Source organism: Microbacterium deferens (assembly GCF_045517775.1).
In the GTDB taxonomy this organism is placed as follows: Bacteria; Actinomycetota; Actinomycetes; order Actinomycetales; family Microbacteriaceae; genus Microbacterium.
Map to the genome: position 1 here is coordinate 1,976,971 of NZ_JBEUWT010000001.1, position 26,938 is coordinate 2,003,908.

General features: G+C 71.3%; 25 protein-coding genes. 8 read left to right on the forward strand and 17 right to left on the reverse strand.

From position 1 onward, the window contains the following. Positions 1-18: 18 nt before the first annotated feature. The 5 genes from ABTU82_RS09365 to ABTU82_RS09385 all read right to left on the reverse strand — a co-directional run bounded on the left by ABTU82_RS09365 (position 19) and on the right by ABTU82_RS09385 (position 6,983). Positions 19-1,398 (reverse strand): amidohydrolase family protein, encoded by a 1,380-nt coding sequence (locus ABTU82_RS09365; protein ID WP_407173070.1) that lies wholly within the window; start codon positions 1,396-1,398, stop codon positions 19-21. Positions 1,399-1,468: 70 nt separating this feature from the next. Beyond that, positions 1,469-2,539: an ABC transporter substrate-binding protein gene (locus ABTU82_RS09370; RefSeq protein WP_407173071.1), complete on the reverse strand. Its 1,071-nt coding sequence runs from the start codon at positions 2,537-2,539 to the stop codon at positions 1,469-1,471. Positions 2,540-2,710: 171 nt separating this feature from the next. Beyond that, the gene (locus ABTU82_RS09375) at positions 2,711-3,322 is read right to left on the reverse strand and encodes a helix-turn-helix domain-containing protein (RefSeq protein WP_133241707.1); all 612 of its coding nucleotides are present in this window, start codon (positions 3,320-3,322) and stop codon (positions 2,711-2,713) included. After that, on the reverse strand, positions 3,319-6,165 hold the full coding sequence (locus tag ABTU82_RS09380; protein ID WP_407173073.1) for a molybdopterin-dependent oxidoreductase: 2,847 nt from the start codon (positions 6,163-6,165) through the stop codon (positions 3,319-3,321). Before ABTU82_RS09380 ends, ABTU82_RS09375 begins: the two co-directional genes overlap by 4 nt. After that, positions 6,162-6,983 carry an FAD binding domain-containing protein gene (locus ABTU82_RS09385; RefSeq protein WP_116647085.1) on the reverse strand — a complete coding sequence of 274 codons (822 nt, stop codon included), beginning with the start codon at positions 6,981-6,983 and terminating at the stop codon, positions 6,162-6,164. The genes ABTU82_RS09380 and ABTU82_RS09385 overlap by 4 nt, the downstream gene beginning before the upstream one ends. A gap of 390 nt (positions 6,984-7,373) precedes the next feature. On the opposite strand from ABTU82_RS09385, the gene ABTU82_RS09390 reads away from it, so the two are divergent. Beyond that, positions 7,374-8,792, forward strand: a complete 1,419-nt coding sequence (locus tag ABTU82_RS09390) for an HNH endonuclease signature motif containing protein (protein WP_407173076.1) — start codon at positions 7,374-7,376, stop codon at positions 8,790-8,792. 6 nt (positions 8,793-8,798) lie between these two features. Here the strand turns inward: ABTU82_RS09390 and ABTU82_RS09395 are convergent, their stop codons facing one another. The 5 genes from ABTU82_RS09395 to ABTU82_RS09415 form a co-directional block, all read right to left on the reverse strand. After that, positions 8,799-9,740, reverse strand: coding sequence for a nucleoside hydrolase (locus ABTU82_RS09395; protein ID WP_407173077.1), 942 nt, complete (start codon positions 9,738-9,740; stop codon positions 8,799-8,801). Positions 9,741-9,742: 2 nt separating this feature from the next. Continuing rightward, complete coding sequence (locus ABTU82_RS09400) at positions 9,743-11,125, reverse strand: 8-oxoguanine deaminase (protein ID WP_407173079.1); 1,383 nt, start codon at positions 11,123-11,125, stop codon at positions 9,743-9,745. Further along, positions 11,125-11,889, reverse strand: a complete 765-nt coding sequence (locus ABTU82_RS09405; RefSeq protein WP_116647089.1) for a nucleoside phosphorylase — start codon at positions 11,887-11,889, stop codon at positions 11,125-11,127. The genes ABTU82_RS09400 and ABTU82_RS09405 overlap by 1 nt, the downstream gene beginning before the upstream one ends. 153 nt (positions 11,890-12,042) lie before the next feature. Beyond that, positions 12,043-12,507, reverse strand: coding sequence for a nucleoside deaminase (locus ABTU82_RS09410; RefSeq protein ID WP_116647090.1), 465 nt, complete (start codon positions 12,505-12,507; stop codon positions 12,043-12,045). Further along, entirely contained in the window at positions 12,504-13,568 is a 1,065-nt protein-coding gene (locus ABTU82_RS09415; protein WP_407173081.1) for an XdhC family protein, read from the reverse strand. Before ABTU82_RS09415 ends, ABTU82_RS09410 begins: the two co-directional genes overlap by 4 nt. A 66-nt stretch (positions 13,569-13,634) precedes the next feature. On the opposite strand from ABTU82_RS09415, the gene ABTU82_RS09420 reads away from it, so the two are divergent. Continuing rightward, positions 13,635-14,192, forward strand: a complete 558-nt coding sequence (locus ABTU82_RS09420) for a nucleotidyltransferase family protein (RefSeq protein WP_407173083.1) — start codon at positions 13,635-13,637, stop codon at positions 14,190-14,192. Between the two features lie 116 nt (positions 14,193-14,308). Here the strand turns inward: ABTU82_RS09420 and ABTU82_RS09425 are convergent, their stop codons facing one another. Genes ABTU82_RS09425 through ABTU82_RS09440 form a run of 4 tightly spaced genes read right to left on the reverse strand, consistent with a single transcriptional unit; the run spans position 14,309 to position 16,709 of the window. Then, positions 14,309-15,238, reverse strand: a complete 930-nt coding sequence (locus ABTU82_RS09425) for a 2-hydroxyacid dehydrogenase (protein ID WP_407173084.1) — start codon at positions 15,236-15,238, stop codon at positions 14,309-14,311. A gap of 9 nt (positions 15,239-15,247) precedes the next feature. After that, complete coding sequence (locus ABTU82_RS09430) at positions 15,248-15,742, reverse strand: cupin domain-containing protein (RefSeq protein WP_240606843.1); 495 nt, start codon at positions 15,740-15,742, stop codon at positions 15,248-15,250. A gap of 14 nt (positions 15,743-15,756) precedes the next feature. Beyond that, a complete protein-coding gene (gene purQ / locus ABTU82_RS09435; RefSeq protein WP_121151286.1) occupies positions 15,757-16,464 on the reverse strand; it encodes a phosphoribosylformylglycinamidine synthase subunit PurQ in 708 nt (235 codons plus the stop codon). After that, a complete protein-coding gene (locus tag ABTU82_RS09440; protein WP_121151288.1) occupies positions 16,461-16,709 on the reverse strand; it encodes a phosphoribosylformylglycinamidine synthase subunit PurS in 249 nt (82 codons plus the stop codon). Before ABTU82_RS09440 ends, purQ begins: the two co-directional genes overlap by 4 nt. 200 nt (positions 16,710-16,909) lie before the next feature. Here ABTU82_RS09440 and ABTU82_RS09445 point away from each other — a divergent pair, with 200 nt between their 5' ends. From ABTU82_RS09445 to ABTU82_RS09465, 5 genes are all read left to right on the forward strand, one after another. Further along, positions 16,910-18,214, forward strand: coding sequence for an ABC transporter substrate-binding protein (locus ABTU82_RS09445; protein WP_116647095.1), 1,305 nt, complete (start codon positions 16,910-16,912; stop codon positions 18,212-18,214). 73 nt (positions 18,215-18,287) lie between these two features. After that, positions 18,288-19,337: a carbohydrate ABC transporter permease gene (locus ABTU82_RS09450; protein ID WP_407173085.1), complete on the forward strand. Its 1,050-nt coding sequence runs from the start codon at positions 18,288-18,290 to the stop codon at positions 19,335-19,337. Beyond that, complete coding sequence (locus tag ABTU82_RS09455) at positions 19,334-20,263, forward strand: carbohydrate ABC transporter permease (protein WP_165817942.1); 930 nt, start codon at positions 19,334-19,336, stop codon at positions 20,261-20,263. Before ABTU82_RS09450 ends, ABTU82_RS09455 begins: the two co-directional genes overlap by 4 nt. Before the next feature lie 41 nt (positions 20,264-20,304). Beyond that, entirely contained in the window at positions 20,305-21,786 is a 1,482-nt protein-coding gene (locus ABTU82_RS09460) for a GH1 family beta-glucosidase (RefSeq protein ID WP_407173087.1), read from the forward strand. Positions 21,787-21,814: 28 nt separating this feature from the next. Then, on the forward strand, positions 21,815-22,816 hold the full coding sequence (locus ABTU82_RS09465; RefSeq protein WP_407173089.1) for a LacI family DNA-binding transcriptional regulator: 1,002 nt from the start codon (positions 21,815-21,817) through the stop codon (positions 22,814-22,816). A gap of 10 nt (positions 22,817-22,826) precedes the next feature. Here ABTU82_RS09465 and ABTU82_RS09470 read toward each other — a convergent pair whose 3' ends face one another. Further along, positions 22,827-24,137: a GNAT family N-acetyltransferase gene (locus ABTU82_RS09470; protein WP_407173090.1), complete on the reverse strand. Its 1,311-nt coding sequence runs from the start codon at positions 24,135-24,137 to the stop codon at positions 22,827-22,829. A 70-nt stretch (positions 24,138-24,207) separates the two neighbouring features. Then, the gene (locus tag ABTU82_RS09475; protein WP_407173092.1) at positions 24,208-25,062 is read right to left on the reverse strand and encodes an SDR family oxidoreductase; all 855 of its coding nucleotides are present in this window, start codon (positions 25,060-25,062) and stop codon (positions 24,208-24,210) included. Positions 25,063-25,155: 93 nt separating this feature from the next. Between ABTU82_RS09475 and ABTU82_RS09480 the strand changes: the two genes are divergently transcribed. Next, entirely contained in the window at positions 25,156-25,536 is a 381-nt protein-coding gene (locus tag ABTU82_RS09480; RefSeq protein ID WP_116647100.1) for a winged helix-turn-helix transcriptional regulator, read from the forward strand. Here the strand turns inward: ABTU82_RS09480 and ABTU82_RS09485 are convergent. After that, positions 25,533-26,852, reverse strand: a complete 1,320-nt coding sequence (locus tag ABTU82_RS09485; RefSeq protein ID WP_407173094.1) for a uracil-xanthine permease family protein — start codon at positions 26,850-26,852, stop codon at positions 25,533-25,535. The genes ABTU82_RS09480 and ABTU82_RS09485 overlap by 4 nt on opposite strands. Between the last annotated feature and the right edge of the window lie 86 nt (positions 26,853-26,938).

Sequence of the window (26,938 nt, forward strand, 5' to 3'; positions counted from 1 at the left end):
CCGTTCGCTTCTCGTGTGTCAGCCGTGGAAGAGGCCGGTCGGGTCGTCCTGGGCGTCGAGCCAGGCCGAGCGGCGGGCGAAGAGGTCGGGCACGAGCGAGCGCACGCGGTCGATGATCTCGCCCAGGTCGGCGTGCACGAGTCGGCCGTCGCGGACGACGACGTCGCCCGCGACCATGGTCAGGTCGACGTCCGATCCGCGTACGGCGTGCACGAGGTTGTGGTGCACGTTCGCGTATCCGCCCGACGGCAGCAGCGGCGTCATCCGCGGGGTGTCGGTGCGGACGGCGACGAGATCGGCCTGGAAGCCGGGCGCGATCGCTCCGATGTCGCTGCCGCGGCCGATGGCCGCCGCGCCGCCGCGGGTCGCCATCTGCAGCACCTGCCAGGAGTCCATGGCCGCCGCATCCATCGTGCGGAGCTTGCCGAGGAGGGAGGCGACCTTCATCTCCTCGAACATGTCGAGGTTGTTGTTCTCCTTCTCGCCGTCGGTGCCCAGGCCCACGTTCACGCCCGCCGCGAGCATCTCGGCGATCGGCGCCATGCCGCTGGCGAGCTTCATGTTCGACACGGGGTTGTGCGAGACGCCGACCCCGCGCTCGGCGATGAGTTCGACCTCGGCCTGGTCGAGCCACACCGCGTGGGCGATCATCGCGCGCGGGGTGTCGAAGAAGCCGAGCTTCTCGAGCGCGAACATCGGCCGCACGCCGTAGCGCGAGACGAAATCGGCGACCTCGATCTCCGCCTCGCTGCAGTGCGTGTAGATGCCCGTGTCGTACGCCTTCGCGAGGTCCACGGCCCGGCGCTGCCCGGCTTCGTCGGCGTAGAACGGGTGCTCGAGGCCGACCCACGGCATGATGCGGCCGTTCGCCGCGCCGGCCCACTGCGTCAGCATCCGCTCGTTGTCGTCGAGGGTGTCGAAGTAGTCGAAGTCGGGGTGCTCGCCGACGTAGTTGACCGTGACCAGGCGGTTGCCGAGGGCGGATGCCGCGCGCGCCGCGCCGTCCATGTAGCGCCACATGTCGACCACCGTGGTGGTGCCCGACAGAAGCCCCTCCGCGTAGCAGAGCCAGGCGGCGGCCTCCGCCTCGTCGGGGCGGAGCACCCGGTGCATCGGGTCGATGTGCAGGCGCAGCCACTCCCACACCGGCAGATGCTCGGCGGTGCCGCGCAGCATGCCCGAGTGGTGGTGGGCGTTCACCAGGCCCGGCATGAGCACCCGGTCGGGCAGGTCGATCCGGGCGGCGCCGGGGTAGGCGGCCTCGAGGTCTGCCCGCGGACCGACGGCGACGATCGCGTCGCCCTGCACGGCGACGGCGGCGCCCTCGAGCACCGAGCGCTCGTCGTCCATCGTCAGCACGACGTCGGGGGTCAGCAGGATCGTGGGGGTGATGCTCATGGGGGTGCTTCCTGGGTGGGGTGCGGGATGCGGCGGAGGCCGGGCCGGGATGCGCTCCCGGCCCGGCGGCTCAGCGCGGGGAGGCGACGAGGTCGGGGTTCTCGGCGTAGACCTCGTCGAGCAGGGTGAGGTCGAACAGGTCGGCCGCGGTGAGCGCGTAGCCCGACGTGGCCAGGCTCGCCAGCGTCTGCTCCTGCAGGTCGGCCGAGATGGTGAACAGGCCGTTCTCGACCGTCTCGTCCGAGACGACGAGCAGCTCCGCCTGGGCGGTCGCGCTGGCCGTCGAGCTCTCGAGATCGAGCCCGAGGTCGGTGCCGTACTCGTCGACGGCGAGCTGGGCTCCGACGCCGGGGTCGGCCACGGCGTCGTTCCAGCCGCGGATCTCGGCCGTGAGGAAGGCTTTGAGGGCATCGCGGTCGGAGGCGATGGTGTCGTCGGTGACGGTGATGACGTGGCCGACGAACGGCAGGCCGTTGTCGGCGAAGAGCAGGTCGGTGACCTCGATCCCCTGCAGCTCGATCGCGACGGACTGGCTCGTGACGAACGCGATGAGCCCGTCGACTTCGCCGGTGGTCAGCGGTGCGGGGTCGTACTGCACGGGCACGATGTCGACCTCGGAGGTGTCGATGCCGTTCGCGGCGAGGAACGCGTCGAAGACGGCCCGGTTGGAGTCCTGCACGCCGATCTTCTTGCCGATCATGTCTTGCGGCGTCGTGATGTCGGCGCCGTCGGCGAGGGAGGCGATCGTGAAGGGGTTCTTCTGGAACGTCGCGCCGATGATCTTCAGCGGTGCCGCTTCGTTCGCGACGGCGGCGCCCACCGAGAGGGCGTCGGTCAGCGACAGATCGGCGGTGCCCGAGAGCAGCTCGGGCACACCGCTCGAAGGACCGGGTACGAGCTGCACCGAGGCGAGCCCCGCGTCGGCGTAGTAGCCCTCAGCGTCGGCGATGAGCTCGCCCGACCACTCCTCGTTCAGGATCCAGCTGAGCTGCACGGTCAGGTCGCCGAGGCCCGCGCTGTCGGCGGCGCTCTCCGACGGGGCGGATGCTGCGCCGCCGGCGCAGGCGGACAGCAGCAGGGCGCCGACGGCCACGGCTGCTCCCGCGGCGAATCGGCGAAGCAGGGGACGGGTCGAGGTCATGGCTCTCTCGCTCTCCTCGCGGCGCTCGGCAGGCGGGCGCGGCGGAACGGTGTCATCGCTGCGGGTGAAGCGACGAGGACCCGGGGAAGGCGGCCCTGCTCCGATAGTAAATACCTATCGTTGATTGCAAATAGCGATCACGTTACGTGTTCGTTTCGCGATGCGGGGATCTCAGTGACCGCCGGCGTAGACCAGCAGGATGCGCACGGGGTCGTCGCCGACGACCGACCAGCGGTTGCGCAGGGCCCCCGGGTGGGCGATCGCGTCGCCCGCACCGAGCTCCCATTCGCCGCGCCCCTCGATCGAGACGGTGATGCGTCCGGCGACGACGTAGACGGTGAGGTCTCCGTCCGACTCGAACCAGTCGCCCATGTACTGGCCCGGTTCGATCCGGTACTCCTGCACGGTCGCGGCGCGCGCGCCGGCCGAGGAGATGACGCGATGGACCCCCGTGTGGGCGACGTCGGCGATCGGCGCCCAGGTGCCCGCATCCGCCCTCGAGAGGTGCACGACCTCAGGCTCGGGCATCGCGGGCAGGAGCGCCGACGGAGAGATGCCGAGCACCTTCGCGATCCGGTAGAGCGACGCGAGCGACGGCATGGTCTGCCCGTTCTCGATCGTGCTGAGGAACGGCTGGCTGATTTCGGCTTCGGCGGCGAGGGCGCGCATCGAGAGCTTGCGAGCCGTGCGGGCCTCGCGGATCGCACGCCCCAGCGACTGCCCGATGAGGGCGTCGTGGTCGGGGGCGACGGGCACGGGCTCCACGATAGGCGCTGTCGTCACGCGGTGCCCTGCGCCAGCCGCCACACGCGGTCGCGCGAGAAGGGCTGCTCGTAGCCGCGCGTGCCGAGCGCGCGGGCGATCGCGTTGCCGACGGCGGGGGCGACGGGGTTGTAGGGCGACTCGCTCATCGACTTCGCCCCGAACGGTCCGACCGAGTCGTCGGTGTCGGCGAAATACACCTCGGTGTCGGGGATGTCGGCGAACTGCGGCACCCGGTAGGTGCGGAACACCGGGTTCTCGACACGTCCGTCGGGCTGGATGTAGACCTCTTCGTAGAGCGCGCTGCCGTAGCCCTGCGCGACGCCGCCCTCGATCTGGCCGCGGCACTGCGCCGGGTTCATGACGAACCCCGCGTCGGCGGCGTGCACCGACTGCAGCACCTTCACCGTGCCGGTCTCCACGTCGACCGCCACCCGCACAGCGTGCACGTTGAACGCGAGCGAGCGCACGTCGCCGTGCTCGCTCCCCTCGGCGCGCAATCCTTCGTCGGTGCTCTCGCCCGCAGCATCCACGATCTCGTCGAACGGAACGAGTCGCTCTCCGACCCGCACCCCGCCGGCTTCGAGCCGCGCCTCCTCCTCTTGCGTCGAAACCGCACGCTCTCGCAGCGGGGGGGAGGCGATCTCCCGCGCGACCTGCAGCAGGCGGTCGCGTAGCGACAGGCACGCGGCGTGGAGGGCCTTGCCGGCGACCGTGATGCCGGCCGAGGCGAACGCGCCGGTGTCGTGCGAGACGAGGTCGGTGTCGGCGGTGCGCAGGTCGAGGCGGTCGAACGATGCCGACAGATCGGATGCGGCGATCTGCCGCAGCACGGTCGTGGTGCCGTTGCCGAATTCGGCCGTGCCTGCCCGCAGCGCGAACGTGCCGTCGCGGCGGAGCGTGACCGAGGTGTGGGAGATGTGTCCGCGGGGGGCCATGGTCGCGATCATCGCGATCGCCATGCCCTCGCCGACCCGCCAGTTCTCGCCCGCGGGGGCTGCCACCCCGTTGCCGCGCTCCATCGCCGCCTGCGCGAGGTCGAGGCACTGGTCGAGGCCGTAGCTGCCCCAGACGAGGTCTTCCTCGTGGGGCACGTGGTCGGGGTGGAGCCGGTCGCCCTCGCGCACCGCGTTGATGCGGCGCAGCTCGAACGGGTCGATGCCCAGGCGCTCGGCGAGCATGTCCATCGCCGACTCCACGCCGAGCATGACCTGGCCGAGTCCGTACCCGCGGAAGGCCCCCGACGGCACGTTGTTCGTGTAGACCGCCTCCGCGTCGATGCGCCGCACGGGGCAGCGGTACACCGTGGTCGACTCGGCGACGCCGTGGAACATGACGCCGATGGCGTGGTTGCCGTACGCACCGGTGTCACTCAGCACGTCGACCCGCATCGCGGTGAGCACGCCCTCGTCCGTTGCTCCGAGGGTCACCGAGACGCGCATCGGGTGCCGCACCGAGGTGCGCTGGAACTCGTCCGTGCGCGAGAGCTCGTAGGCGACGGGGCGGCCGGTGCGCAGCACCGCGAGGGCGACGAGGTCTTCGGCGAAGATCTCCTGCTTCCCCCCGAACCCGCCCCCGACCCGGGCGGTCAGCACCCGCACGCGCGACGGGTCGAGGTCGAAGATGCGGGCGAGTTCGTCGCGCGTGAGGAACGGCACCTGCGTGCTCGCGCGGATCACCAGCCGTCCCTCGTCGTCGAGCCAGCCGACCGCGCCGTGCGTCTCGAGCTGCGCGTGCGAGACGCGGGCGTTGCGCCAGGTTCCGCTGACGGTGACGGCGCTCGCCGCGAGCGCGGCCCGCGTGTCGCCGTGCTCCTCGTGGAACGCCGCGACCACGTTGCGACGTGCCTCGGCGACGCGGTCGTCGGGGGTGCGGTCGGGATGCAGCAGCGGCGCGCCGGGGCTCCGCGCCTCCTCCGGCTCGAAGACGGCGGGCAGCGCGTCGTAGGTCACGGCGATCGCGCGGCACGCGGCCTCCGCGGCGGCGGAGGTCTCGGCGACGACGGCCGCGACGCGCTGTCCGATGAAGCGCACCGTGTCGTCCAGCATCCGTGTGTCGTCGGGATCGTCGGTGCGGTGCTCGTGACGCCCCGTGGAGTAGCGCATCGACGGGACGTCTTCGTGCGTGAAGACGGCGACGACGCCCGGAATGCTGCGGGCGGCCGTCGTGTCGATCGCGACGATCCGCGCGTGCGCGTGCGGCGAGCCCAGCACGCGCAGGAACAGGGCGCCCGGCACCGGTTCGTCGAAGGTGTACGGCTCGAGCCCCTGCACGATGCCGCGCGCCGCGGGCGGCACGGGCGACGCGCCGACGCCCTGGGGCTCGCTCGCGTCGTCTCTCGCCTGAGAGTCCACGACACCCGGAGCCGCGCCCTCGAGCGTCCGGGTGTTGTGGACTTTCGACGTCAGGCCCGCGCCGGTCTCGCGCACCGGACCCAGAACGGATGCTTCGATCGCCTCGCGGATCGGACGATAGCCCGTGCAGCGGCAGAGGCTGCCCTTCATGTGACGGTGCAGGTCGGGCAGGTCGTCGGGGGAGAGGGTCGACGCCGTGACCGACATGCCGGCCGTGCAGAACCCGCACTGGAACCCGAAGCCGGTCGCGATCGCCTCCTGCACGGGGTGCAGGTCGTCGCCGGGAGCGAGGCCCGTGGCCGTGGTGACGGCGGCACCCTCGACCCGCATGGCGGGGATGATGCACGAGTGCACGGGCGCGCCGTCGAGGATCACCGCGCACGCGCCGCAGTCGCCCGCGTCGCACCCCTTCTTGACCTCGGTGTGGCCGTGCTCGCGCAGCAGGGTGCGCAGCGACTGGCCCGGACGGGGCTCCGCGTCGACGCCTGCGCCGTTGACCTCGAACCTCATGCGTCCTCCTCCAGCGCCGCGCGGATGCGCTCGGCCAGCACGATGCTGACGCCCCGGCGCCAGTCGGCCGAACCGAGCGGGTCGGCGTAGTAGCGCGATGCCGCACCCACCGCGGCGGCGAGGGTCGCAGCATCCGGGAGCCCCTCGAACCGCAGCACGGTCGGCGCCTCGGTCGCCGCGGTGATCCCGAAGACGCACGCGCCGTCGGGATCGATGCGGCCGGTGACGACCGCGCCCGAGCGGCCGAGCTCGGCGAGCGCGATCTTCTGCAGCAGCATGCGCGAGCGGAGGGAATGCGCGGGGATCTCGATCGCCCGCAGCACCTCGCCGCGCGCGAGGGCGTTCTCGGCGTTCCCGGTCACCAGTTCGGCCACGGGCAGGCGGCGCTCGCCGCCGTCGGGCGTCCACACCACGGCGGTCGCGTCGAGACCGGCGGCGAAGGAGGTCATCGAGCCGGCCGCGAACGACTGGCAGACGTTGCCGCCGACGGTCGCGGTGTTCCAGATCTTGAAGCTCGCCAGCAGGGCGTTCGCCGCATCCGGCACCCGGGCGATGGCGGTCCAGTCGGCCGGCGCCTCTGCGCTGCGCGACCACGCGACGAAGCGGGCGATCGTGCAGGTGGCGGCGATCCGGAGGCCCTCTGGGGTGATCTCGAGATCGGGCCAGGGCATCGTGGTGAGGTCGACGAAGCCCGTGGTCCCGGGCTGCGGCTCGCTCATGAGCCAGGTGCCCCCGCCGAGGAACACCTCGCCGGGCGCGAGGACGAGCTCGTCGCGCGTGCGAGCGCGGCGGAAGCTCGTCACGGTGTTGATGTCCATGCCGCGCCCTTCTCCTGTGCGGTGCGGTCAGTCAACCACTCGCGGATTACTCCAATGTTTCCTGGGTCAACATCGGCGGGTGCTTCGGAGGTTCGGACGCGGATGCTGCGCGTCGGGGCGGGCTGCGCGGTGCGATGGTTCGTGCCGCATGCCCCGAGTCGTCGGCCTGCGGCCGTCGGCTCCCCGCCCGTCCCGGTGCCGGCGACTCGATCCATCGCACGGCTTCGCCGTCCGGGCGGGGGCGGTCCCTGAGCTCGTCGAAGGGTCCGCGGGGTGCTTCGGGGTCGAATCCTCTCCTCCACGGGGCAGGATTCGACGAGTTATCCACAGCGCGCGTTTTGGCCCCTGATCAGGGGAAGCAATGTCGGAACCCCTCGCCAGAATGGAGGCATGACACACACCGCTGCGGCGCTTCGCGACCTCGATGCGGCGCTCGCCGCCGTCGTCGACGCTCAGCTGCGTGACGGCGATGTGCAGGGCCTGGGTGCGCGCGATCTGCTGTCGGTGATGGATGCGGCGGCGTCGATCGTGCGGCGTGCCGAGGCGCTCGTGGTCGACACGATCGGTGAGGTCGACGCGCGCTCGGATCAACGTGACCTCTCGGTGCGCATGACGACGGCGTACGGGTGCCGTTCCGTGAAGGAGCTCGTACAGCGCACGACGAGGTTCTCGTCGCGCCGTGCGGGCGAGTTCGTGACGGCGGGTCGGAGTGTGCGCCGGTCGACCGCGCTCGCGACGGGCGAGGTGTTGCCCGCAGTCTTCCCGGCGATCCGCGATGCGCTGACCGACGGGTTCATCGGCGTGGACGGCGTCGTCGCCGTCGCGGGCCCGCTCGCCTCGTTGCCGGTCGGGCGCGAAGCGGTCCTCGCCGCCGACGAAGAGCTCGCGGCGGCAGCCCGGGGCGACGGCGCCGACGGCATGCCGCCGCTTGCAGCCGACGAACTGCGGGCGCAGGCCCTGGTGTGGGCGGCATATCTCGACCAAGACGGCCCCGAACCGCGCGATGCACGCGCGATGCGCAAACGCGGTCTCACCCTCGGGGTCTGCCGCGACGGGCTCGTGCCGGTGAGAGGCGCCCTGCTTCCCGAGACCGCGGGTCAGCTGCAGCGCATCTTCGACAGCGTCAACAACCCGAAGCTCGAGGGTCCCGCGGGCCCGCGCTTCGTGGAGCATGACGGCGCAGAAGATCCCGACGCGCACTGCCACACCCGTACCCGCGCTCAGAAGCAGCACGACGCGCTGGCGACCGCCCTGACGGTGGCCGCCGCATCCGGTCAGCTACCGACCATCGGCGGCGCGGCGCCCACCCTGGTGGTCTCGGCGCGCGAGGCCGATGTCGCCGACGGCGTCGGCACTGCGCACGTGCAGGGGATCGACGAACCGGTGTCCATCGCGGTCGCCCGTCAGATCGCGTGCACCGGCGGCGTGCAGCGGGTGCGGTTCGACGCGAACGGCCGGATCATCGCGATCACGGTCAACGACCGGGTCTTCACGCATTTCCAGCGCAAAGCGATCGTGCTCCGCGACGGGGAGTGCGTGATTCCCGGCTGCCACGTTCCGGCCGCCTGGTGCGAGATCCACCACGTCATCGAGGCGGCTCGCGGCGGACCCACGCACACCGACAACGGCGTGCTGTTGTGCTGGTTCCACCATCGAACGATCGATGCGGGCGGCTGGAAAGTCAGGATGAGAAACGGGGTCCCCGAGGTTCTCGGACCGGTCTGGTGGGATCCCGGCCAGCGATGGCGGCCGACCACGAAATCGCCGGTGAGGCGCCGAGACCTCGTCGAGGCCGCGCGTTCGGGGTGACGCAGGTCAGTCCTCCGCCAGCATCCGCATCATGTATTCGACGAACCTCCCGCGGTCGATCGCCTCGATCGCTGTGGCGTTCACCGGCGGCGCCACCGCGCGCCAGTCGAACACGGTCGCGCCGCGGGTGAGTTCGCCCTGCGTCTCGACGGCGACGAAGTACGCGCGTTCCTCGAGCACGAGAGCGGGCTCCAGCGCGACCAGCACCGACAGCGAGTCGCAGTGGATCGAGCCACCCACCCCGACAGCCACGTCGAAGTCGAAGGTCTGTTGGTTCGCCGTGACGAAGAAGTCGCTGCGGCGGGTGCCGAGGGCACGGATGCTGTCGATCCTCGCCTGATCGAAGACCACGTCGCGCAGCGACAGAGGGTCCCACGTCACGAACCGCACCGACGCGAAACCGGCGTCGAGCACGATCTGCGCGGCCTCGGGATCGACGTAGATGTTGTACTCCGCGGCCGCCGTGATGTTGCCGCGCGCGTTGATCGAGCCGCCCATGATCACGAGCTCCGCGACGTTCGCGGCGAACCCCGCATCGCGCTGCACCGCCAGGGCGATGTTCGTCAGCGGACCGATCGCGACCACCTTCAGCGCCCCCGCGTGCTCGCGCGCGAGCCGCACCAGCGCGTCGGGCGCGGGTTCATCCGCGGCCGGCTCCGACCCCTCGCGCTGCTGGCCGCCGACGCCGTCGCCGTGCACGTCCGACGCGCTCGCCCATTCGCGCTCGAGCGGCTGCCGTGCGCCGAGGTGCACGGGCACCTCGCCGCGACGCCCGACGACCTCGAGCGTGAGGAACGCGTTCTCGACCTGCTGTTCGAACCCGACGTTGCCGGCGACCATCGTGATGGCCCGCAGGTCGGCGCGCGGATCGGTGAGCCCGATCATCAGCGCGAAGCAGTCGTCGGCGGCCGTGTCGGTGTCGATCACGAGCGGAATGCGGTCGGTCATCGTCATAGCCTTCCCGCCAATTCTCTGGATGCTGCGGCGACCTCGGCCGCGATCGTGTGCTCGTCGGCGGCCGTCAGCATCCCGCCGTCGACCACGACGCGCCCGTTCACGAACAGGCGCTCGACGGGCGGCATCGCACCGAGCCCGAGAGCGGCCACCGGATCGAGGATGCCCGCGTGCTCCACCCCATCGATCCGCCACACCGCGATGTCGGCGAGCTTTCCGACCTCGAGCGATCCGATCTCGGCCTCGCGCCCGAGCACGCGCGCCCCGCCGATCGTGGCGATGCGCAGCCCGTCGCGCACCGAGAACGAGTCGGCGCCGGTGCGCAGGCGGTTCATGAGCACCGCCTCGCGGATCTCGATGCCCAGCTGCCCCGATTCGTTCGACGCCGACCCGTCGACGCCGAGACCGACCGGAACCCCCGCGCGCAGCATGTCGTGCACCGGGGCGATCCCGGCGGCCAGTCGCGCATTCGACGACGGGCAGTGCGCAACGCCCGTGCCGGTCTCGGCGTATCGGCGGATGCCCGCGTCGTCGAGCCGCACGGCGTGCGCCATCCACACGTCAGAACCCAGCCACCCGAGGTCACCGAGATGATCCGTCGGCGATTTGCCGAACGTGGCCAGGCAGTACTCGTCCTCCTCGGCGGTCTCCGACGCGTGGGTGTGCAGACGCACGTCGAGAGAGCGGGCGAGCACGGCAGCCTCGCGCAGCAGATCCTCCGTCACCGAGAACGGCGAGCACGGCGCGACCGCGACGCGCACCATCGACTCGAACGAGGCATCGTGGTACCGCTCCACCGCCTCCTGCGATGCCGCCAGCGCAGCATCCGTCGACTCGACGGCGAAGTCGGGCGGCAGCCCGCCCTGCGACTGACCGCGATCCATCGAGCCGCGCGTCGCGTGCAGCCGCACGCCGATACGAGCGGAGGCGTCGACGATCGACCCCACGATGTCACCGCCCCCGCGGGGGAAGACGTAGTGGTGGTCGCCCACCGTCGTGCAGCCCGAGCGCGCGAGCACCGACATCGCGCCGGCCGCGCCCGCCCCCACGAGGTCGGCGTCGATCCGCGCCCAGAGCGGATAGAGCGAGGTGAGCCAGTCGAACAGGATCGAGTCCTGCGCGTAGCCACGCGTGAGCCACTGGTAGAGGTGGTGGTGGGTGTTGATGAGCCCGGGCGTCACGAGGCACCCGCGGGCGTCGACGACACTCGCGCCCTCGCGCCACGCGTCGGGCGCACGGCCCGGGCCGACCGCGACGATGCGGGTGCCCTCCACGACGACGTGTCCGCCGTCGTACTCGGTGCCCACCGCACCTGCGCTGAGCTCCGTCGACGCGTCCACCACCGCGACGTAGCCGCCCTCGATGATCGTGCGCGCCATCACAGCTCCAGTTCGACCGCGGTCTCGAGCGCCGCTTCGATCGAGCGCATCCACCCGCCCTTGAGTGCGGCGTTCTTGTCGGAGTAGAGCGAATCGCCGTCGACCAGGTTGCTCGAGCAGGCGCAGATCATGCCGGCGCGCAGGCCCCGCAGGCGCGCGACGACGTACATCGCCGAGGCCTCCATCTCGATGTTGAGCACGCCCATGGCGCTGAGCTCGGTGATCAGGGCGGGCGTCTCGGCGTAGAACGCGTCACTCGACGTGCTGATGCCGGTGAACGACCGGGTGCCGGATGCGGCGGCGATGCGCTCGGCGTGCCGGGTCAGCGCGACGGTGAGCCCGAGGTCGGGAACGGCCGGGAACCCGCGCGGCACGTAGGCGTCGGTCGTGCCGTCGGCGCGGAGGCTTCCCTCGCTCACGAGCAGGTCGCCGGGGGCGATGCCCGGCTGGAGACCGGCAGAACTTCCGACGCGGATGAACGAGGTCACGCCGACGCGGGCGAGCTCCTCCACGGCGATCGCCGTGGACGGGCAGCCCATGCCCGTCGAGGTTGCCGTGATGTGGCGGCCCTTGTACCAACCGGTCATCGTGCGGTGCTCGCGATTGTGGGCGACCTCCTTCACGTCGGTGAGGAACTCGGCCACGAACGGCACGCGGAACGGATCGCCCGGCAGCAGCGCGACCGACGAGACCTCACCCGGCGCGATGCCGATGTGGTACTGCCGTTCGGTGAGTCCGGCCTGGGATTTGTCGACGGTGGACATGGTTCTCCTTCGAGGATGCAGTGACGTGATGTCGCCGCAGTCCCCGCCCTGAGCCGGCCCCGCTCGCGAGGAACCGGTCCGGTCATGGTGATAGGACACGCAGTGCCGCCGAGCCTACCGACCGCCTGTTGCGGTGTTGTTTCGGTGCCGCCGTCAGTCCCAGAAGCCGGCGTGCACCTCTCGGGCGCCCTCGACCTCGACGGGGCCGACGACCTCGATCGCGCGGCCGCCACGGGCGAAGACCTCGCGGCAGGGCATCGCCATCGTCGGCACGCCCTCCTGCTCGCGCACCATCTCGATGAGCTCGTCCTCGCCGATCGCGTACACGACGCGCCCGATCCCCGACCAGTAGATCGCCCCCGCGCACATCGCGCAGGGCTCGGTGCTGGTGAACAGAGTGGATGCGGCGAGCTCGACGCTTTCGAGCGCCTGACCCGCCGCGCGCACGAGGTTCGTCTCGGCGTGACCGGTGGGATCCCTCTGCGTGAGCACCGAGTTCATGCCCTCGACGATCGTGCCGGCCGGGGTCACCACGATCGCGCCGAAGGGATGGTCGCCGCGGTCGCGGGCGGCCTGGGCGAGCCGCAGAGCGTGGGCGAGGTGGTCGAGGTCGTTCATCGGGTCACGTCCTGGAGAGAGGGGATGCAGACGGCGTCGGCCGTCATCGGGCTGCGCCGGTGGAGGGGGCCGTCACCGTCGCGGAGGGAGGAGCCGGGCGCGCCGTGCCGGGCGGCGACGATCTCGGCGAGCACCGCGACGGCCGTCTCTGCGGGCGATGCGCCGCCGAGATCGAGACCGAGCGGGCTGTGCAGACGGGCGATCTCGCTGTCGGCGACCCCGCTCTCGCGGAGCAGGCGCGCGCGGTGCGCGACCGTGGAGCGTGCGCCCATCGCGCCGACGAAACCGACGCCGAGACGCAGCGCCGCGGCGATCGCCGGCACGTCGACCCGCTCGTCGTGGGTGAGCACGCACACGGCGGCGCGCGCGGGGTCGGTGACGAGCTCGCGCAGTTCGTCGGACGGCAGTCCGACGACGCGGCGGTCGGCGGTGGGGAAGCGCTCGGCGGTGACGAGCCGCTCCCAGACGTCGCAGACGGTCACCGCGAAGCCCGCGGCGCTGCCGACCCTCGACAGAGCCATGGCGTGGTCGCCGGCGCCCACGATCACCAGCGCCGGGCGGGGCCGGTGCACGACCGCGAGCACGTCGCAGCCGTCATATGCGTTCTCGAGCATGCGTGTGTCGTCGAGCGCGTCAGCGCCGGCGAGTTCGACGATCCTCCCCGCGTGAGGCCCCGACGAGACGAGCCCGACGGCGGTGGGTTCGTCCGCGGCCGCGGACACGAGCGCGGCGATCGCCGCCGCATCCGTCGGCTCGATCCGGTGCACGACCACCGCGACGCTGCCGCCGCAGGCGAGCCCGGCGGCGTGGGCGGCGTCGTCGCTGAAGCCGAGGTCGGCGGTGCGCGCGCGCCCCGTGGCCAGCACGTCGGTCGCCAGCAGGATCGCGTCGCCCTCGACGCAGCCGCCCGAGATCGACCCGATCACGTCGCCGCCGCGGGTGAGCGCCATCGCCGTTCCGACGCCGCGCGGCGCGCTGCGGGTGACCCGCACCACGGTCACGACGGCCACGGGCTCACCGCCGCGGAGCACCGCGAGCAGGGCAGACGCGATTTCGAGCATGCTCCACGGTAACCCCGTGATGTTTCGGCCAGGCGACGCGCGGCTGCGCGGGTAGGGTGAGGCGCCATGGGCGAGGCGGGGTGGATCTGCGGCATCGTGCTCGCGGCGGGCGCCGGAACGCGCTTCGGTGGGCCCAAGTCGCTCGCGCGCACTGCCGGCGGCGAGTCGTGGACGGTGCGCGCGGTCGACGCGCTCCGTGAAGGCGGGTGCGACGAGGTCGTGGTGGTGCTCGGGGCGGGAGCGGATGCGGCGGCCGATCTCGTACCCGACGGCACCCGCGTCGTCGTCGCCGCCGACTGGGCGGGCGGGCTCTCCCGCTCGCTGCGGGCTGGGCTGCGAGCCGCGGCGGGGGCGGACGCGGCGGTCATCGTGCCGGTCGACACCCCCGACCTCCCGGCCGCCGCCGTGGCGCGGGTCATCGCCGAGGCAGGCCGGGCCGCGTTGGTCCGCGCGGAGTACGACGGCCGGCCGGGCCACCCCGTGCTCGTGCGCGCCGACCACTTCGCCGCCCTCGCCGACGCGGTCTCGGGCGACGCCGGCGCCGGCTCGTACCTCGCGCGACACGGTGCGCTGCGCGTCGACTGCTCCGACCTGTGGTCGGGCGAGGATCGCGACCGACGCTGACCCCGCCGTCGCGAAGGTAGGACGATCGCGCCGGCGCAGGAGGATCGGCGCGAAATCGTCCTACGCCGGCGTCACCTCCTACCGCGGCGTCATCCCCCGGCGCCGCATCGGGCGGCTCAGCCTCCGATGACGACGTTCAGCGGTGGCTCTCCCGCCACCAGTCGGTCGATCTGGCGCCGCACGAGTCGCGCGATCCGCGGGCCCATCGCGCTCGATGCCCCGCCGACGTGCGGCACGACGAGGGCCCCGGGCAACGACCAGAGGGGGTGGTCCTCGGGCAGCGGCTCGGGGTCGGTCACGTCGAGCGCCGCCCGCAGGCGCCCGGAGCCCACCTCGGCCACGAGCGCGTCGGTGTCGATCAGCGGGCCGCGGCCCACGTTGACCACGAGCGCGCCGTCGGGGAGAGCGGCCAGCGCCGCGGCATCGAGCACGTGGCGGGTCGCGTCGCCGCCGGGGAGCGAGGCGATGACGATCTCGGTCTCGGCGAGCACCTCGTGCAGGTCGTCGATCGCGCGGACGGCGATGCCGTCTTCCTCCCGCGCCCGGCTCGCGACCGCGGTCAGCTCGACCTCGAACCCCGCCAGACGGGCGGCGATCGCCTTGCCCACCCCGCCGAAGCCGAGAAGCGTCACCCGACGATCGGCCAGGCTCTCCGAGAAACGCCCGCGCCAGGAGTGCTGGTCTTGTGCGCGCACGAACTCGGGGATGCGGCGTTGGGCGGCGAGGGTGAGGGCGACCGCGAGCTCCGCGGTCGACGCCTCGTGCACGGTGGAGGCGTTGGCGAAGGGGAGCCCGGGCGGGAGCAGCTCCTCCATGCCCTCGTACCCGATCGACTGGCTCTGCAGCAGGCCGATCTGCACTCCCCGCACCCGCTCGATGACGTCCGTCATCGTCATGTACGGCGGCACGACCATGTCGAAACGGTCGCGGGGCGCCGGGCCGTCCATCGGCCAGACGACGAGATCGACGCCCTCCGGCAGTGGCTGGAGGTCGGCGGCGAGCCGATCGGTGGGCACGGATACGACGATGCTCTCTCGGGGGGTCACCCTCTCACGCTACGGCGTGCGCCCGTCGACGTCGGGCATCTCGAAGTCGGCGAAGTCGAAACCCGGAGAGACGAGGCAGCTCACGAGGGCGTCATGATCGGCCGGGATGGTGCGTTGCCACACGTCGGGCGGCACCACGGCCTGCGGGGCGAGGCCGGCGCCCGCGTCGCCGACGACGAACGTCTCGCCCGGTGCGGGTTCATCGCCGTCGCCGCCGAGCTGCAGCGCCACCGGGCCCACGCCGCTCGCGATCCAGATCTCGCTCGACGAGACGCGGTGCCATCCCGAGGCCTCGCCGGCCGGCAGCAGGAAGAGGATGAGCGTGGCGGCGGGACGCGTCTCACCGCCGACGGTGACGGTGGCCGGAGACGTCCAGGTGCGCCGATACCAGCCGCCCTCGGGGTGCGGCTCGAGCGCGAGTTCGACGGCCAGGGAGGGCCGCGCCAGGCGCTCGATGAGCCGCCCGTCGAGCGTGCGGCGTTCGGCGAGCTCGTCGTCGGACACCGGATGCGGCGGGGTCAGGCCGCGGTCGCCACGACGGCGGCGATCGCTGAGGCGAAGAAGCCGATCCCGTCGACGCCCGAGCGCATCGCGAGCGACGTGGACGGGCCGAAGCCGGGCTCGACGGCGTGCTCGGGGTGCGGCATGAGGCCGACCACGTTGCCGCGCTCGTTCGTGAGCCCGGCGATGTCGTCGAGCGAGCCGTTCGGGTTGACGCCGAGGTAGCGGAACGCGACGAGACCCTCTCCGTTGACGCGGGCGAGCGTCTCGGCGTCGGCGATGTATCCGCCGTCGGCGTTCTTCAGCGGGATCACGATCTCATCGCCCTCGGCGAACTCGCTCGTCCACGCCGTCGATGCGTTCTCGACCCGCAGGCGCTGGTCGCGACGAATGAACTGCTGGTGCGCGTTGCGGATCAGCCCGCCCGGCAGCAGGTGCGCCTCGACGAGCATCTGGAAGCCGTTGCAGATGCCGAGCACGGGCATGCCCTTGGCCGCCGCATCCTTCACCTCGCTCATGATGGGTGCGAGGGCGGCGATGGCCCCGGCGCGCAGGTAGTCGCCGTAGCTGAAGCCGCCGGGGAGCACGAGGGCGTCGACCCCCTGCAGGTCGTGGTCGCCGTGCCAGAGCGCGACGGGTTCGGCCCCGGCGATGCGCACCGCGCGCTGCGCGTCGCGGTCGTCGAGCGAGCCGGGGAACGTGATGACGCCGATCCGCACCGTCATTCGACGACCTCGATGCCCACGACGTCTTCGATGACGGAGTTGGACAGGATGCTGTCGGCGATCTCGCGAGCGGCCGCGAGCGTCGCGTCGTCGACGGGTCCGTCGACGGTGAGTTCGAAGCGCTTGCCGATCCGGACGGACGAGAACCGCGTCTCTCCCTGGCGGGCGAGGGCGCCGGCGACGGCCTTCCCCTGCGGGTCGAGCAGCTCGGCCTTGGGCATGACGTCGACGACGATGGTGGGCATTTCGGCTCCGAGTGTCGCGGGAAGAGGGGCACCGCCCATCCTACGGGCGCGGGGTCGCCCGCATCGAATGTCATGGGAGCGCTCCCTTGACGCGATGGGAGCGATCCCATACGGTGGCCTCGAGCAATGAGAGCGCTCCCATGACCGCTTGCTCGCACCTGTTCCGATCATCGAAGACCCGAACACACCAGGAGTGAACCGTGAGATCACCTGCACTGCACCGCACCGCCATCGTCGCGGTGGCTCTGACGTCATCCGCCCTCGTCCTCGCCGGCTGCTCCGGCGGCGGCTCGACCGGGGAGGGGGCCGACGGCGACATCACGCTGACGGTCACCACCTTCGGCACCTTCGGATACGAAGACCTCTACGCCGAGTACGAGGAGCTCAATCCGAACGTGAAGATCGAGGCGACGAACATCGACACCGGCGGCAACGCCCGCACCGACGCTTTCACCAAGATCGCCGCGGGCTCGGGCCTGTCGGATGTCGTCGCGCTCGAGGAGGGCTGGCTCGGCGCGATCATGGAGGTCTCCGACCAGTTCGCCGACCTGCGCGACTACGGCATCGAAGACCGCAAGGCCGACTGGGTCGACTGGAAGTACGCCCAGGGCACCGACCCGTCGGGCCGCGTCATCGGCTACGGCACCGACATCGGCCCCGAGGGGCTCTGCTACAACAAGCCCGCCTTCGAGGCCGCCGGTCTCCCGACCGACCGCGAGGAAGTCGCCGCCCTATTCGACGGCGACTGGGAGAACTACTTCGACATCGGCCGGCAGTACCACGAGGCCACCGGCAAGGCCTTCTACGACCACTCCGGGTTCGTCTGGAACGCGATGGTGAACCAGCTCGACGAGGGCTACTACACGAGCGACGGCGAACTCAACGTCGAGGGCAACGCCGAACTGCAGGAGCGCTTCGAGCTGCTCGGGGCGGCCACCGAGGGGGGCCTCTCAGCCGCGCAGACGGCGTGGGATTGGAACGGCGGCAAGTCGTTCCTCGACGGCACCTTCGCCACCTTCGTCTGCCCTGGCTGGATGCTCGGCACGATGCAGGGCTCGATCGAGGGCGCCGGCGGCACGGCCGACAACGGCTGGGACTTCGCCGACGCCTTCCCCGGGGGCCCCGCGAACTGGGGCGGCGCGTTCCTCGCGGTGTCCGAGACCTCGCAGCACAAGGAGGAGGCGGCCAAGCTCGCCGACTGGCTGACCCAGCCCGACCAGCAGGTGAAGCAGTCCGCCGCGGCGAACAACTTCCCGAGCACCGTGGCCGCCCAAGAGACCCTGGCCGCCGAGGCGACCCCGAACGAGTTCTTCGGCGACGCGCCGACCGGCGCGATCCTCGCCGAGCGGGCGAAGGGCGTTGTGGCGCAGTTCAAGGGCCCGGACGACTCGGTGATCCAGGAGAACGTCTTCGGCCCGGCGCTGAAGGCCCTCGACCTCGGCAACACCGACACGCAGGGCGCGTGGCAGCAGGCACAGGACCTCCTGAAGGAACTGGTCGGCTGATCCGTCTCGGAGGTCGGGGCCTGCTCGCATCGCGCGCGGCAGGCCCCGACCCCCGCCAGCGAGAGGACCCCTCATGACCGCCACACTGCCATCGGTGGATGCTTCCCCCACCGCCCCCGCGCCACGCCGCCCGGCCGCGCACCATCGCCCCGCGTGGCGGATGCGCCTGTCGAAGGCCGATCAGAAGGGCGCTCCCTACCTCTACATCGCCCCGTTCTTCCTCCTGTTCGGACTCGTCGGGCTCTTCCCGCTCGTCTACACGCTCGTCGTCTCGCTGTACGACTGGGACCTCTTGAAGGGACAGGGCGACTTCGTCGGGCTCGGAAACTTCGTCGAGATCCTCACCGACGGCATGTTCTGGAACTCGGTGTTCAACACCGTCAGCATCTTCCTGCTGTCGGCCATCCCGCAGCTGGCAGTCGCCCTCGTCGTCGCGTACCTCCTCGACCGGGGTCTGCGCGCCCCCACCTTCTGGCGGATGAGCGTGCTCGTGCCGTTCGTCGTCACCCCCGTGGCCACCGCGTTGATCTTCTCGAGCATCTTCAACGACGCCGACGGCCTCGCCAACAACCTGCTGAACCTCTTCGGCATCGCCGATCAGGCCTGGAAGCAGGACCGCTACCTCAGCCACCTCGCGATCGCGATCATGGTCAACTTCCGCTGGACCGGATACAACGCCCTCATCCTCCTGGCCGCGATGCAGGCGGTACCGCGCGACCTGTACGAGTCGGCGGCGATCGACGGTGCGGGTCCGGTGCGACGGTTCTTCTCCATCACCATCCCGACCATCCGCCCGACCCTCATCTTCGTGATCATCACCGCCACGATCGGGGGGCTGCAGATCTTCGCCGAGCCCCGCCTGTTCGACGTCTCCACGGCCGGCGGCATCGGCGGCAGCGACCGGCAATTCCAGACCACCGTGCTGTTCCTGTGGGAGCTGGCGTTCTTCCGTCGCAACCTCGGCGAGGCCTCGGCGGTGGCGTGGCTGCTGTTCCTCCTCATCGTCGGCTTCGGCCTCGTCAACTTCCTCATCGCGCGACGCATCTCCACCGGCGATGCGCGCGTCTCACGCCGTGCGCGACGGGCCGCCGCCCGCCGCGAGAAGACAGGAGCGTCGTCATGAGCGTCGTCGTGCCCGAACCCCTCCCCGCCGTGCAGGTCGACGCGCTCGACACCGACCCGCCCCGCCGACCCGGTCGGGGGCGCCGCCCGCGCGAGACGGGCACGGCCGGCATCGGCAGCCGCCCCGGATTCCTCACCTACGGCCTCCTGGCCGCGTTCATCATCGGCAGCGTCTACCCGCTCTGGTGGTCGGTGGTCGTCGCCTCCGGAACCAACGCCACCCGCGGTGAGACCCTGCCGCTCGTCCCGGGTGGCAACTTCCTCGCCAACGCGGCCACCGTGCTCGATGCGATCCCGTTCTGGCTGGCGCTGGGCAACTCCGTGCTCATCTCGGCGATCATCACGCTCTCGGTGGTGACGTTCTCCACGATCGCGGGCTACGCGTTCGCGAAGCTGCGCTTTCGCGGTCGAAACGGTCTGATGCTCTTCGTGATCGCGACCATGGCGATCCCCACGCAGCTCGGCATCATCCCGCTGTTCATGGTGATGCGCGAGCTCGGGTGGACCGGCACGATCGGCGCGGTCATCGTGCCGACGCTCGTCACCGCCTTCGGTGTCTTCTTCATGCGGCAGTACCTCGTCGACGTCATCCCCGACGAGCTGATCGAGGCGGCGCGAATGGACGGCGCGAACCAGTTCCGCACGTTCCTGACGGTGGGGCTGCCCGCGGCCCGGCCGGCCATGGCGATCCTCGGACTGTTCACCTTCATGACGGCATGGACCGACTACCTCTGGCCCCTCATCGTGCTCAGCCCCCAGAACCCGACCCTGCAGACGGCGCTCAGCCAGCTGCAGTCCGGCTACTACATCGACTACTCGATCGTGCTGGCGGGAGCGGTCATGGCGACCCTCCCGTTGCTGGTGCTCTTCGTCCTCGCGGGGAAGCAATTGATCAGTGGGATCATGGCCGGGGCGGTAAAAGGATGACCGTGACCGTTTCGACGCCCCGACCGATGGGATCCCGCTCCATGACCCTCACCGACGCCACCACCGCAACGCCGCTGCGGCCTTTTCCCGCCGACTTCCTGTTCGGCGCGGCGACCGCCGCCTACCAGATCGAGGGCGCCGCGGCCGAGGACGGCCGACGCGACTCGATCTGGGATGCGTTCGCGCGAGTGCCCGGTGCCGTCATCAACGGCGACAACGGAGACGTGGCCTGCGACCACTACCACCGGTACCGCGACGACGTGGCGATGATGAAGCGTCTCGGTCTCCAGACGTATCGCTTCTCGACGTCGTGGTCGCGCGTGCGTCCCGACGGGGGAGCGCTGAACCCGAAGGGCGTCGACTTCTACGAGCGTCTCGTCGATGAACTGCTCGCGGCCGACATCCTGCCCTGGCTGACGCTGTACCACTGGGACCTCCCGCAGGCCCTCCAGGAGGAGGGCGGGTGGGCGAACCGCGACACCGCCGAGAAGTTCACCGAGTACGCCCTCGACATGCACGACGCCCTCGGCGACCGGGTCGGGGTCTGGACGACGCTCAACGAGCCCTGGTGCTCGTCGTTCCTCAGCTACACCGCGGGCATCCACGCGCCGGGTCACTTCTCGACGGGTGAGGGGATGCTGGCGGCCCACCACCTGCTGCTGGGCCACGGTCAGGCCGTGCGCGAACTGCGTGCGCGCGACGCGTCGCTCAACCTCGGTCTCACGCTCAACCTCACGGTCGCCGATCCCGTGGATCCCACGGTCTCGGCCGACGTCGACGCTGCCCGCCGCATCGACGGGCAGTTCAACCGGTGGTTCCTCGACCCCGTGTTCCGGGGCGCGTATCCGGCCGACATCGTCGAGGACTTCCGCCGCGTCGACGCCGAGGCCGTCACGACATGGGAGGCGGCGGTGCGGCCGGGCGACCTCGAGATCATCTCGACCCCGATCGAGACCCTCGGTGTGAACTACTACCACGGCGAGTTCGTCGGTGGCACTCCGCCCGTCGCCGCGCCGGGCGGCGGAGACGCGCCGACCGACCGCGTCACCCGGTCGCCGTTCCCGTCGATCGACGGGATCTACTGGCACGACCGGGGTCTTCCCCGCACCCCGATGAACTGGGAGGTGCAGCCCGAAGGGCTCACCCGTCTCCTGCGTCGCGTCGGCGAGGAGTACTCGGCCGCCGCGGGCACGGCGCTGTTCGTCACCGAGAACGGCGCCGCCTACGACGACGAACCGGTCGTGGAGGACGGCGAGCGCCGCGTGCACGATGGCGGCCGGGCCGATTTCGTCAGCGCCCACCTGGGCGCCGTGCTCGACGCGATCGAGCACGGGGTCGACGTGCGCGGCTATTTCTACTGGTCGCTGTTGGACAACTTCGAGTGGGCGTGGGGCTACGAGAAGCGGTTCGGCATCGTGCGCGTCGACTATGACACCCAGGAACGGACGCTGAAGGATTCGGCGCTCCAGTACAGTCGCATCATCGCCGCGCGCGCGCTCGAGGGCTTTCCCGCGTCCTCGTAGCACTCTCCGCCGGTCGGGGAGGAATGTCATGGTCATCAGTGCGTCGACCATCGAAGAGGTCGCGGCGCGCGCCGGGGTGTCGCGCTCGACCGTCTCGCGCGTCGTCAACGGCTCGCCCGCGGTCTCGGAGGTCGCCCGGGAGTCGGTCCGTCGTGCGATCGACGATCTCAACTACGTGCCGAATCGGGCGGCGCGCGCGCTCGCGAGCCGGCACAGCCAGGCGATCGCGCTCGTCGTCCCGGAGGATACGGCGAGGTTCTTCGGCGACCCGTTCTTCGCGGCGGTCGTCTCGGGTATCCAGGCGCGATTGGCGAGCACCGACTACATCCTCAACGTGATCCTCGCCACGGGCGATCCGGGTGACAAGACCACCGGCTACCTCCGCAGCGGCAGCGTCGACGGCGCGATCATCGTCTCCCACCACGACAACGACACCTTCATCGACCGCATCGCCGGGGCGATCCCCGTCGTCTACGGCGGGCGACGCGTTCGCGTGCGCGAAGAGGACCACGTCGTCGACAGCGACAACGTCGGCGGTGGCCGCACGGCCACCGAGCACCTCCTCGAGCGGGGCCGGCGGCGCATCGCGACCATCACGGGGCCGCCGTCGATGCGCTCCTCGCTCGACCGGCTCGACGGGTTCCGCGCCGTGCTCGACGAGGCAGGGCTCTCGCCCGTGGCCGTCGAGGACGGCGACTTCTCGGAGGACGGCGGAGCCGCCGCGATGCGCCGCATCCTCGCGAGCGGGCACGGGGTCGATGCGGTCTTCGCTGCGAGCGACCTCATGGCGCGCGGCGCACTGCGGGTGCTGCGCGACGCCGGGCTCGCGGTGCCCGACGACGTGGCCGTCGTGGGCTTTGACGATTCGATGATCGCGGCGACGACCTCCCCGGCCCTGACGACCATCCGTCAGCCCTCGCGCGGTCAGGGCGAACGCCTCGTCGAGATCCTCCTCGAGATCCTCCGAGGCGGTGCGCCCGAGCACGCCACCGTCCTTCCGATCGAGCTCGTGGTGCGCGCGTCGACCTGACCCGCGTCGGTCAGAACCAGGTCGTGAGCACCGGCTGGCGCGCAGAACGCAGCAGGCCGTCGGCGGCCGCCCCGTCGCCGGGGGCGCGCTCGGTGATGCGTCCGGCCGCGGCGAGGGTCGTCGCCGAGACGCCGCCGAACAGGAGCGGTGCGAGCAGGTCGACCGGAAGGTCGATGAGCGGGCCGGTGGATGCTTCGCCCTGCGACACCTGCGCCGTGCCCGCCGCATCCGTCTCGATCGAGAAGACGCCGTCGGCGAACCCGAGCGGGTCGTTCACGCGCAGGGTGAGGGAGCCCGCCCCGCCGTATGTGCGCGAGCCCAGCACGGCGGGCGCGTCGAGCACGCGCGCCCACAGGTGCTCGCGCAGCTCGAGGGTGCGGATCATGCGCGGGTTCGCCACGAGCCAGGTCAGCGGTTCGTCGGTCGAACGCAGCGACGCCTTGAGCGTGCCGATGAGGTCGAGTTCGAACAGGTAGCGCCAGAGCGCGCGGTAGGCGTCGTCGGTGGTCGTCGCAAGGTAGTCGACCTCGAGGATCTGCGCCGACCAGTCGTGCGGGTCTTCGCTCACGTGGTAGACGCCGAGCCCTCGAGGCGTGCCCGACTCGTCGTCGTAGCGCACGAAGCGGCGCTTGCGGCGCTCGGTGGCGTCGGAGGGGGCGCCGAAGAGGCGGTCGAACCGGTGCCCGACGATGCCGACGTCGCCGGGCGTCGCCCGACGAGCCTCGTCGAAGAGCGTGCGAGCGGTCGTCATGGCGATGTCGCGGCTGACCAGCTGCACGCGCCCCGGGGCGTCGGCGCCGACCCAGCCCGCGCGGCGCACGTCGACCTCGAACCGGCTCGCCCAGGTGACGGGGCCGAAGCCGTACCGACCGTAGATCGTCGCCTCCGACACCGTGAGCACGGCCATCGGCAGCCCCGCTTCGACGGCGGTGCGCAGCTCACCCTCGAGCATGGCCCGCGCGATGCCCCGGCGTCGGTGGGTCGGTGCGACGGTGACCGCGCTGATCGCCCACGCGTCGACCTCTCCGCCGGGGAGGGTGACGGGGGCGGGCCAGCCGGCGACCGTCGCGATCGGGATCGCGGGATCGGCGAGGGTGTCGTCGAAGACGCCGACGGTGCGCTGCAGCACGAAGTCGTCGCGCAGCTCGGCGAGGAACTCGTCGGTCGGAGCGCCGTCGTGGAAGCCGCGCGCGTCGGCTTCGACCCAGGCGCGGACGGCGGCGTCGTCGGAGGCGTCGATCGCGGACATCCGCAGACCGCGACCGGCCAGCGCGGCGGTCGACGTCGGGTCGGCGGGAAGGGTGGTGATCTCGGCGGGCATCCCCCGAGCCTAGCCGCGGGGCCTGTGCCGCTCCAGGGCGACCGGCGGAGCCCGCCGGCCGCCCCGCGGGTCAGACGAGCGGGCGCAGACCCGCGACGAGCGGCGTCGTCGGACGCCCGATGAGGCGCGTCAGCGTGCCGTCGGCATCGGCGAGGGCTCCGTCGCGGATGCCCGCCTCGAGCGCGGTCACGAAGCCGATCGTGCCGGCGTCGAGGCCCGCCGCCTCGAGGGCCGCGCTCTGCTCCTGCGTCGTCAGCGGCTGGTAGGCGACGGGGCGGCCGGTGATCTCGGCGGCGGCCGCGGCGAAGTCGTCGAACGTCCAGCTCGTGTCGCCGCTGAGTTCGTAGACCTCGCCGACGTGTCCGTCTTCGAGGACCACGACCGCTGCCGCGTCGGCGAAGTCGGCCCGGGTGGCGGACGCGATGCGGCCGTCGCCCACGCTCGACGCCACGACGCCGGTCTCGGCGGCCCGTGCGAGGTCGGCGGCGTAGTTCTCGGTGTACCAGTTGTTGCGGAGGATCACGGCGGGGAGCCCCGACGCGGCGATCGCCCGTTCGGTGTCCTGGTGCTCGGGAGCGAGCGGCAGCACCGACGTGTCGGCGTGGGCGAGGCTCGTGTAGACGAACTTCGACACGTTTGCGGCGACGGCGGCGTCGATGACCGCCTGGTGCTGCGCCGTGCGCTGGCCGATCTCCGACCCGGAGATGAGCAGCACCGTGTCGACGCCCTCGAGCGACGACGTGACGGTCGCGGGCGCCGAGTAGTCGAGCGCCCTGACGGTCACGCCGCGGGCGGCGAGGTCGGCGGCCTTGGCCGTGTCGCGCGCGCCGGCGACGATGCTGTGCGGTTCGGCTCCGCGGGCGAGGAGGCTGTCGATGACGAGGCGGCCGAGGTGCCCGGTCGCGCCGGTGACGAGGATGGTCATGGGGTGCCTTTCGTGTGTGGACACGAGCAAGAACCGACGGATGCGGCGAAACCATCCCTCACGGAGGTACCCACTTTTGCGTAAGGTACTGGCATGTCGGTGAGTTTTGCGGAAATCCGAGGCGCGACCGAAGGGGTCTTCTCCGAGGGGTGCAGCACCCGGACGGTGCTCGATCACATCATGAGCAAGTGGGGTGTCCTCGTGCTCTCCTCGCTGTCGGACGGGACGCTGCGCTGGGGGGCGCTGCGCCGAGCCATCGACGGCATCAGCGAGAAGATGCTCGCGAGCACCCTCAAGACCCTCTGTGATGACGGTCTCGTACACCGGGAGTCGTTCCCGTCGGTGCCGCCGCACGTCGAGTACAGCCTCACGCCCCTGGGACGTGACCTCATGGAGCGCATGCTGCCGCTGGTGGAGTGGGTCGCGCAGAACGCCGAGACGATGATCGGTCCCGAGACCCGCCCCGCGGCTTAGAGCGGATCGCCGCCGAGGGGGCCGACCGCGGGGATCGGTCCGCCGTCGTCGGCGCCGGTCTTGCGCAGGCGCGCGATGGCGTTGCCGAGGTGGTAGATGACGAGCGCGGCCACCGAGCCGAGCACGATGGCGCCGAGCTGGAAGTCACCCCATTGCATCGTGAAGCCGGCGATCGCGAGCACGAGAGCGACGGCGCCGGTGTACTGGTTGACCGGGCGCGAGAAGTCCACGCGGTTGTCGACCCAGATCTTGATGCCGATGATGCCGATGAGCCCGTACAGGGCGGTCGTGACGCCGCCGAGAACCCCGGGCGGAATGGTGTTGAAGACCGCGCCGATCTTCGGCGAGAGGCTCAGCGCGATCGCCGCGGCTCCCGCGACCCAGTACACCGCGGTCGAGTAGACGCGGGTCGCCGCCATGACGCCGATGTTCTCGCCGTAGGTCGTCGTGCCCGAGCCGCCGAAGAGGCCGGCGAGGGTGGTCGCCGCGCCGTCGGCGATCAGCGCGCGGCCGGTCGAACGGTTGACCGACGCATCCGTCATCGTCGCCACACCGCGCACGTGGCCGACGTTCTCGGCGACGAGAACGAGCACGACGGGGAGGAACATCGCGATGACCGACCAGGTCTGCGGCGAGGTGACATCCGCGAGCTGGAACTCGGGGAAGCCGATCCACGCCGCATCCGCCACCGGGGTGAAGTCGATCTCGTTCTGGATGAGGGCGGCGATGTACCCGACGATCACGCCGAGGAAGATCGAGATGCGCCCGAGGAAACCGCGGAACAGCACGCTGAAGAGGATCACCGCGGCGAGCGTGATGGTTCCGGTCAGCGGCGCCTCGCGGAACGACGTCCAGGCGACGGGGGCGAGGTTGAACCCGATGAGGGCGACGATCGCACCGGCGACCACCGGCGGCATGAGGCGATCGACCCAGCCGAGGCCCGCGAACTGCACGATCACACCGACGGCGGCCAGCAGCAGTCCGACCGCGACGATGCCCGCGAGGGCCGACCCCGTGCCGGCGGTAGCGGTCGCCGCGGTGATCGGAGCGATGAACGCGAACGACGACCCGAGGTAGCTGGGCAGCTTGTTGCGGGTGACCACGAGGAAGAGCAGCGTTCCGACGCCCGAGAAGAAGAGGGTCGTCGAGACGGGGAAGCCGGTGAGCACCGGCACGAGGAACGTCGCGCCGAACATGGCGATGACGTGCTGGATGCCGATCGCGACGGTCGCTCCCCAGTTCATGCGCTCATCGGGGGCGACGACGGCCCCGGGGGCGACGGTGCGGCCGTTTCCGTGCAGCTTCCATAGCGCCATGGTGTTCCTCCCGGAGATTCGCTCACGTCACCTTACCGACGCGGGCGGCCGCCGCCGTGCGAGAGCACGGACCGCCCCGCGAGCGC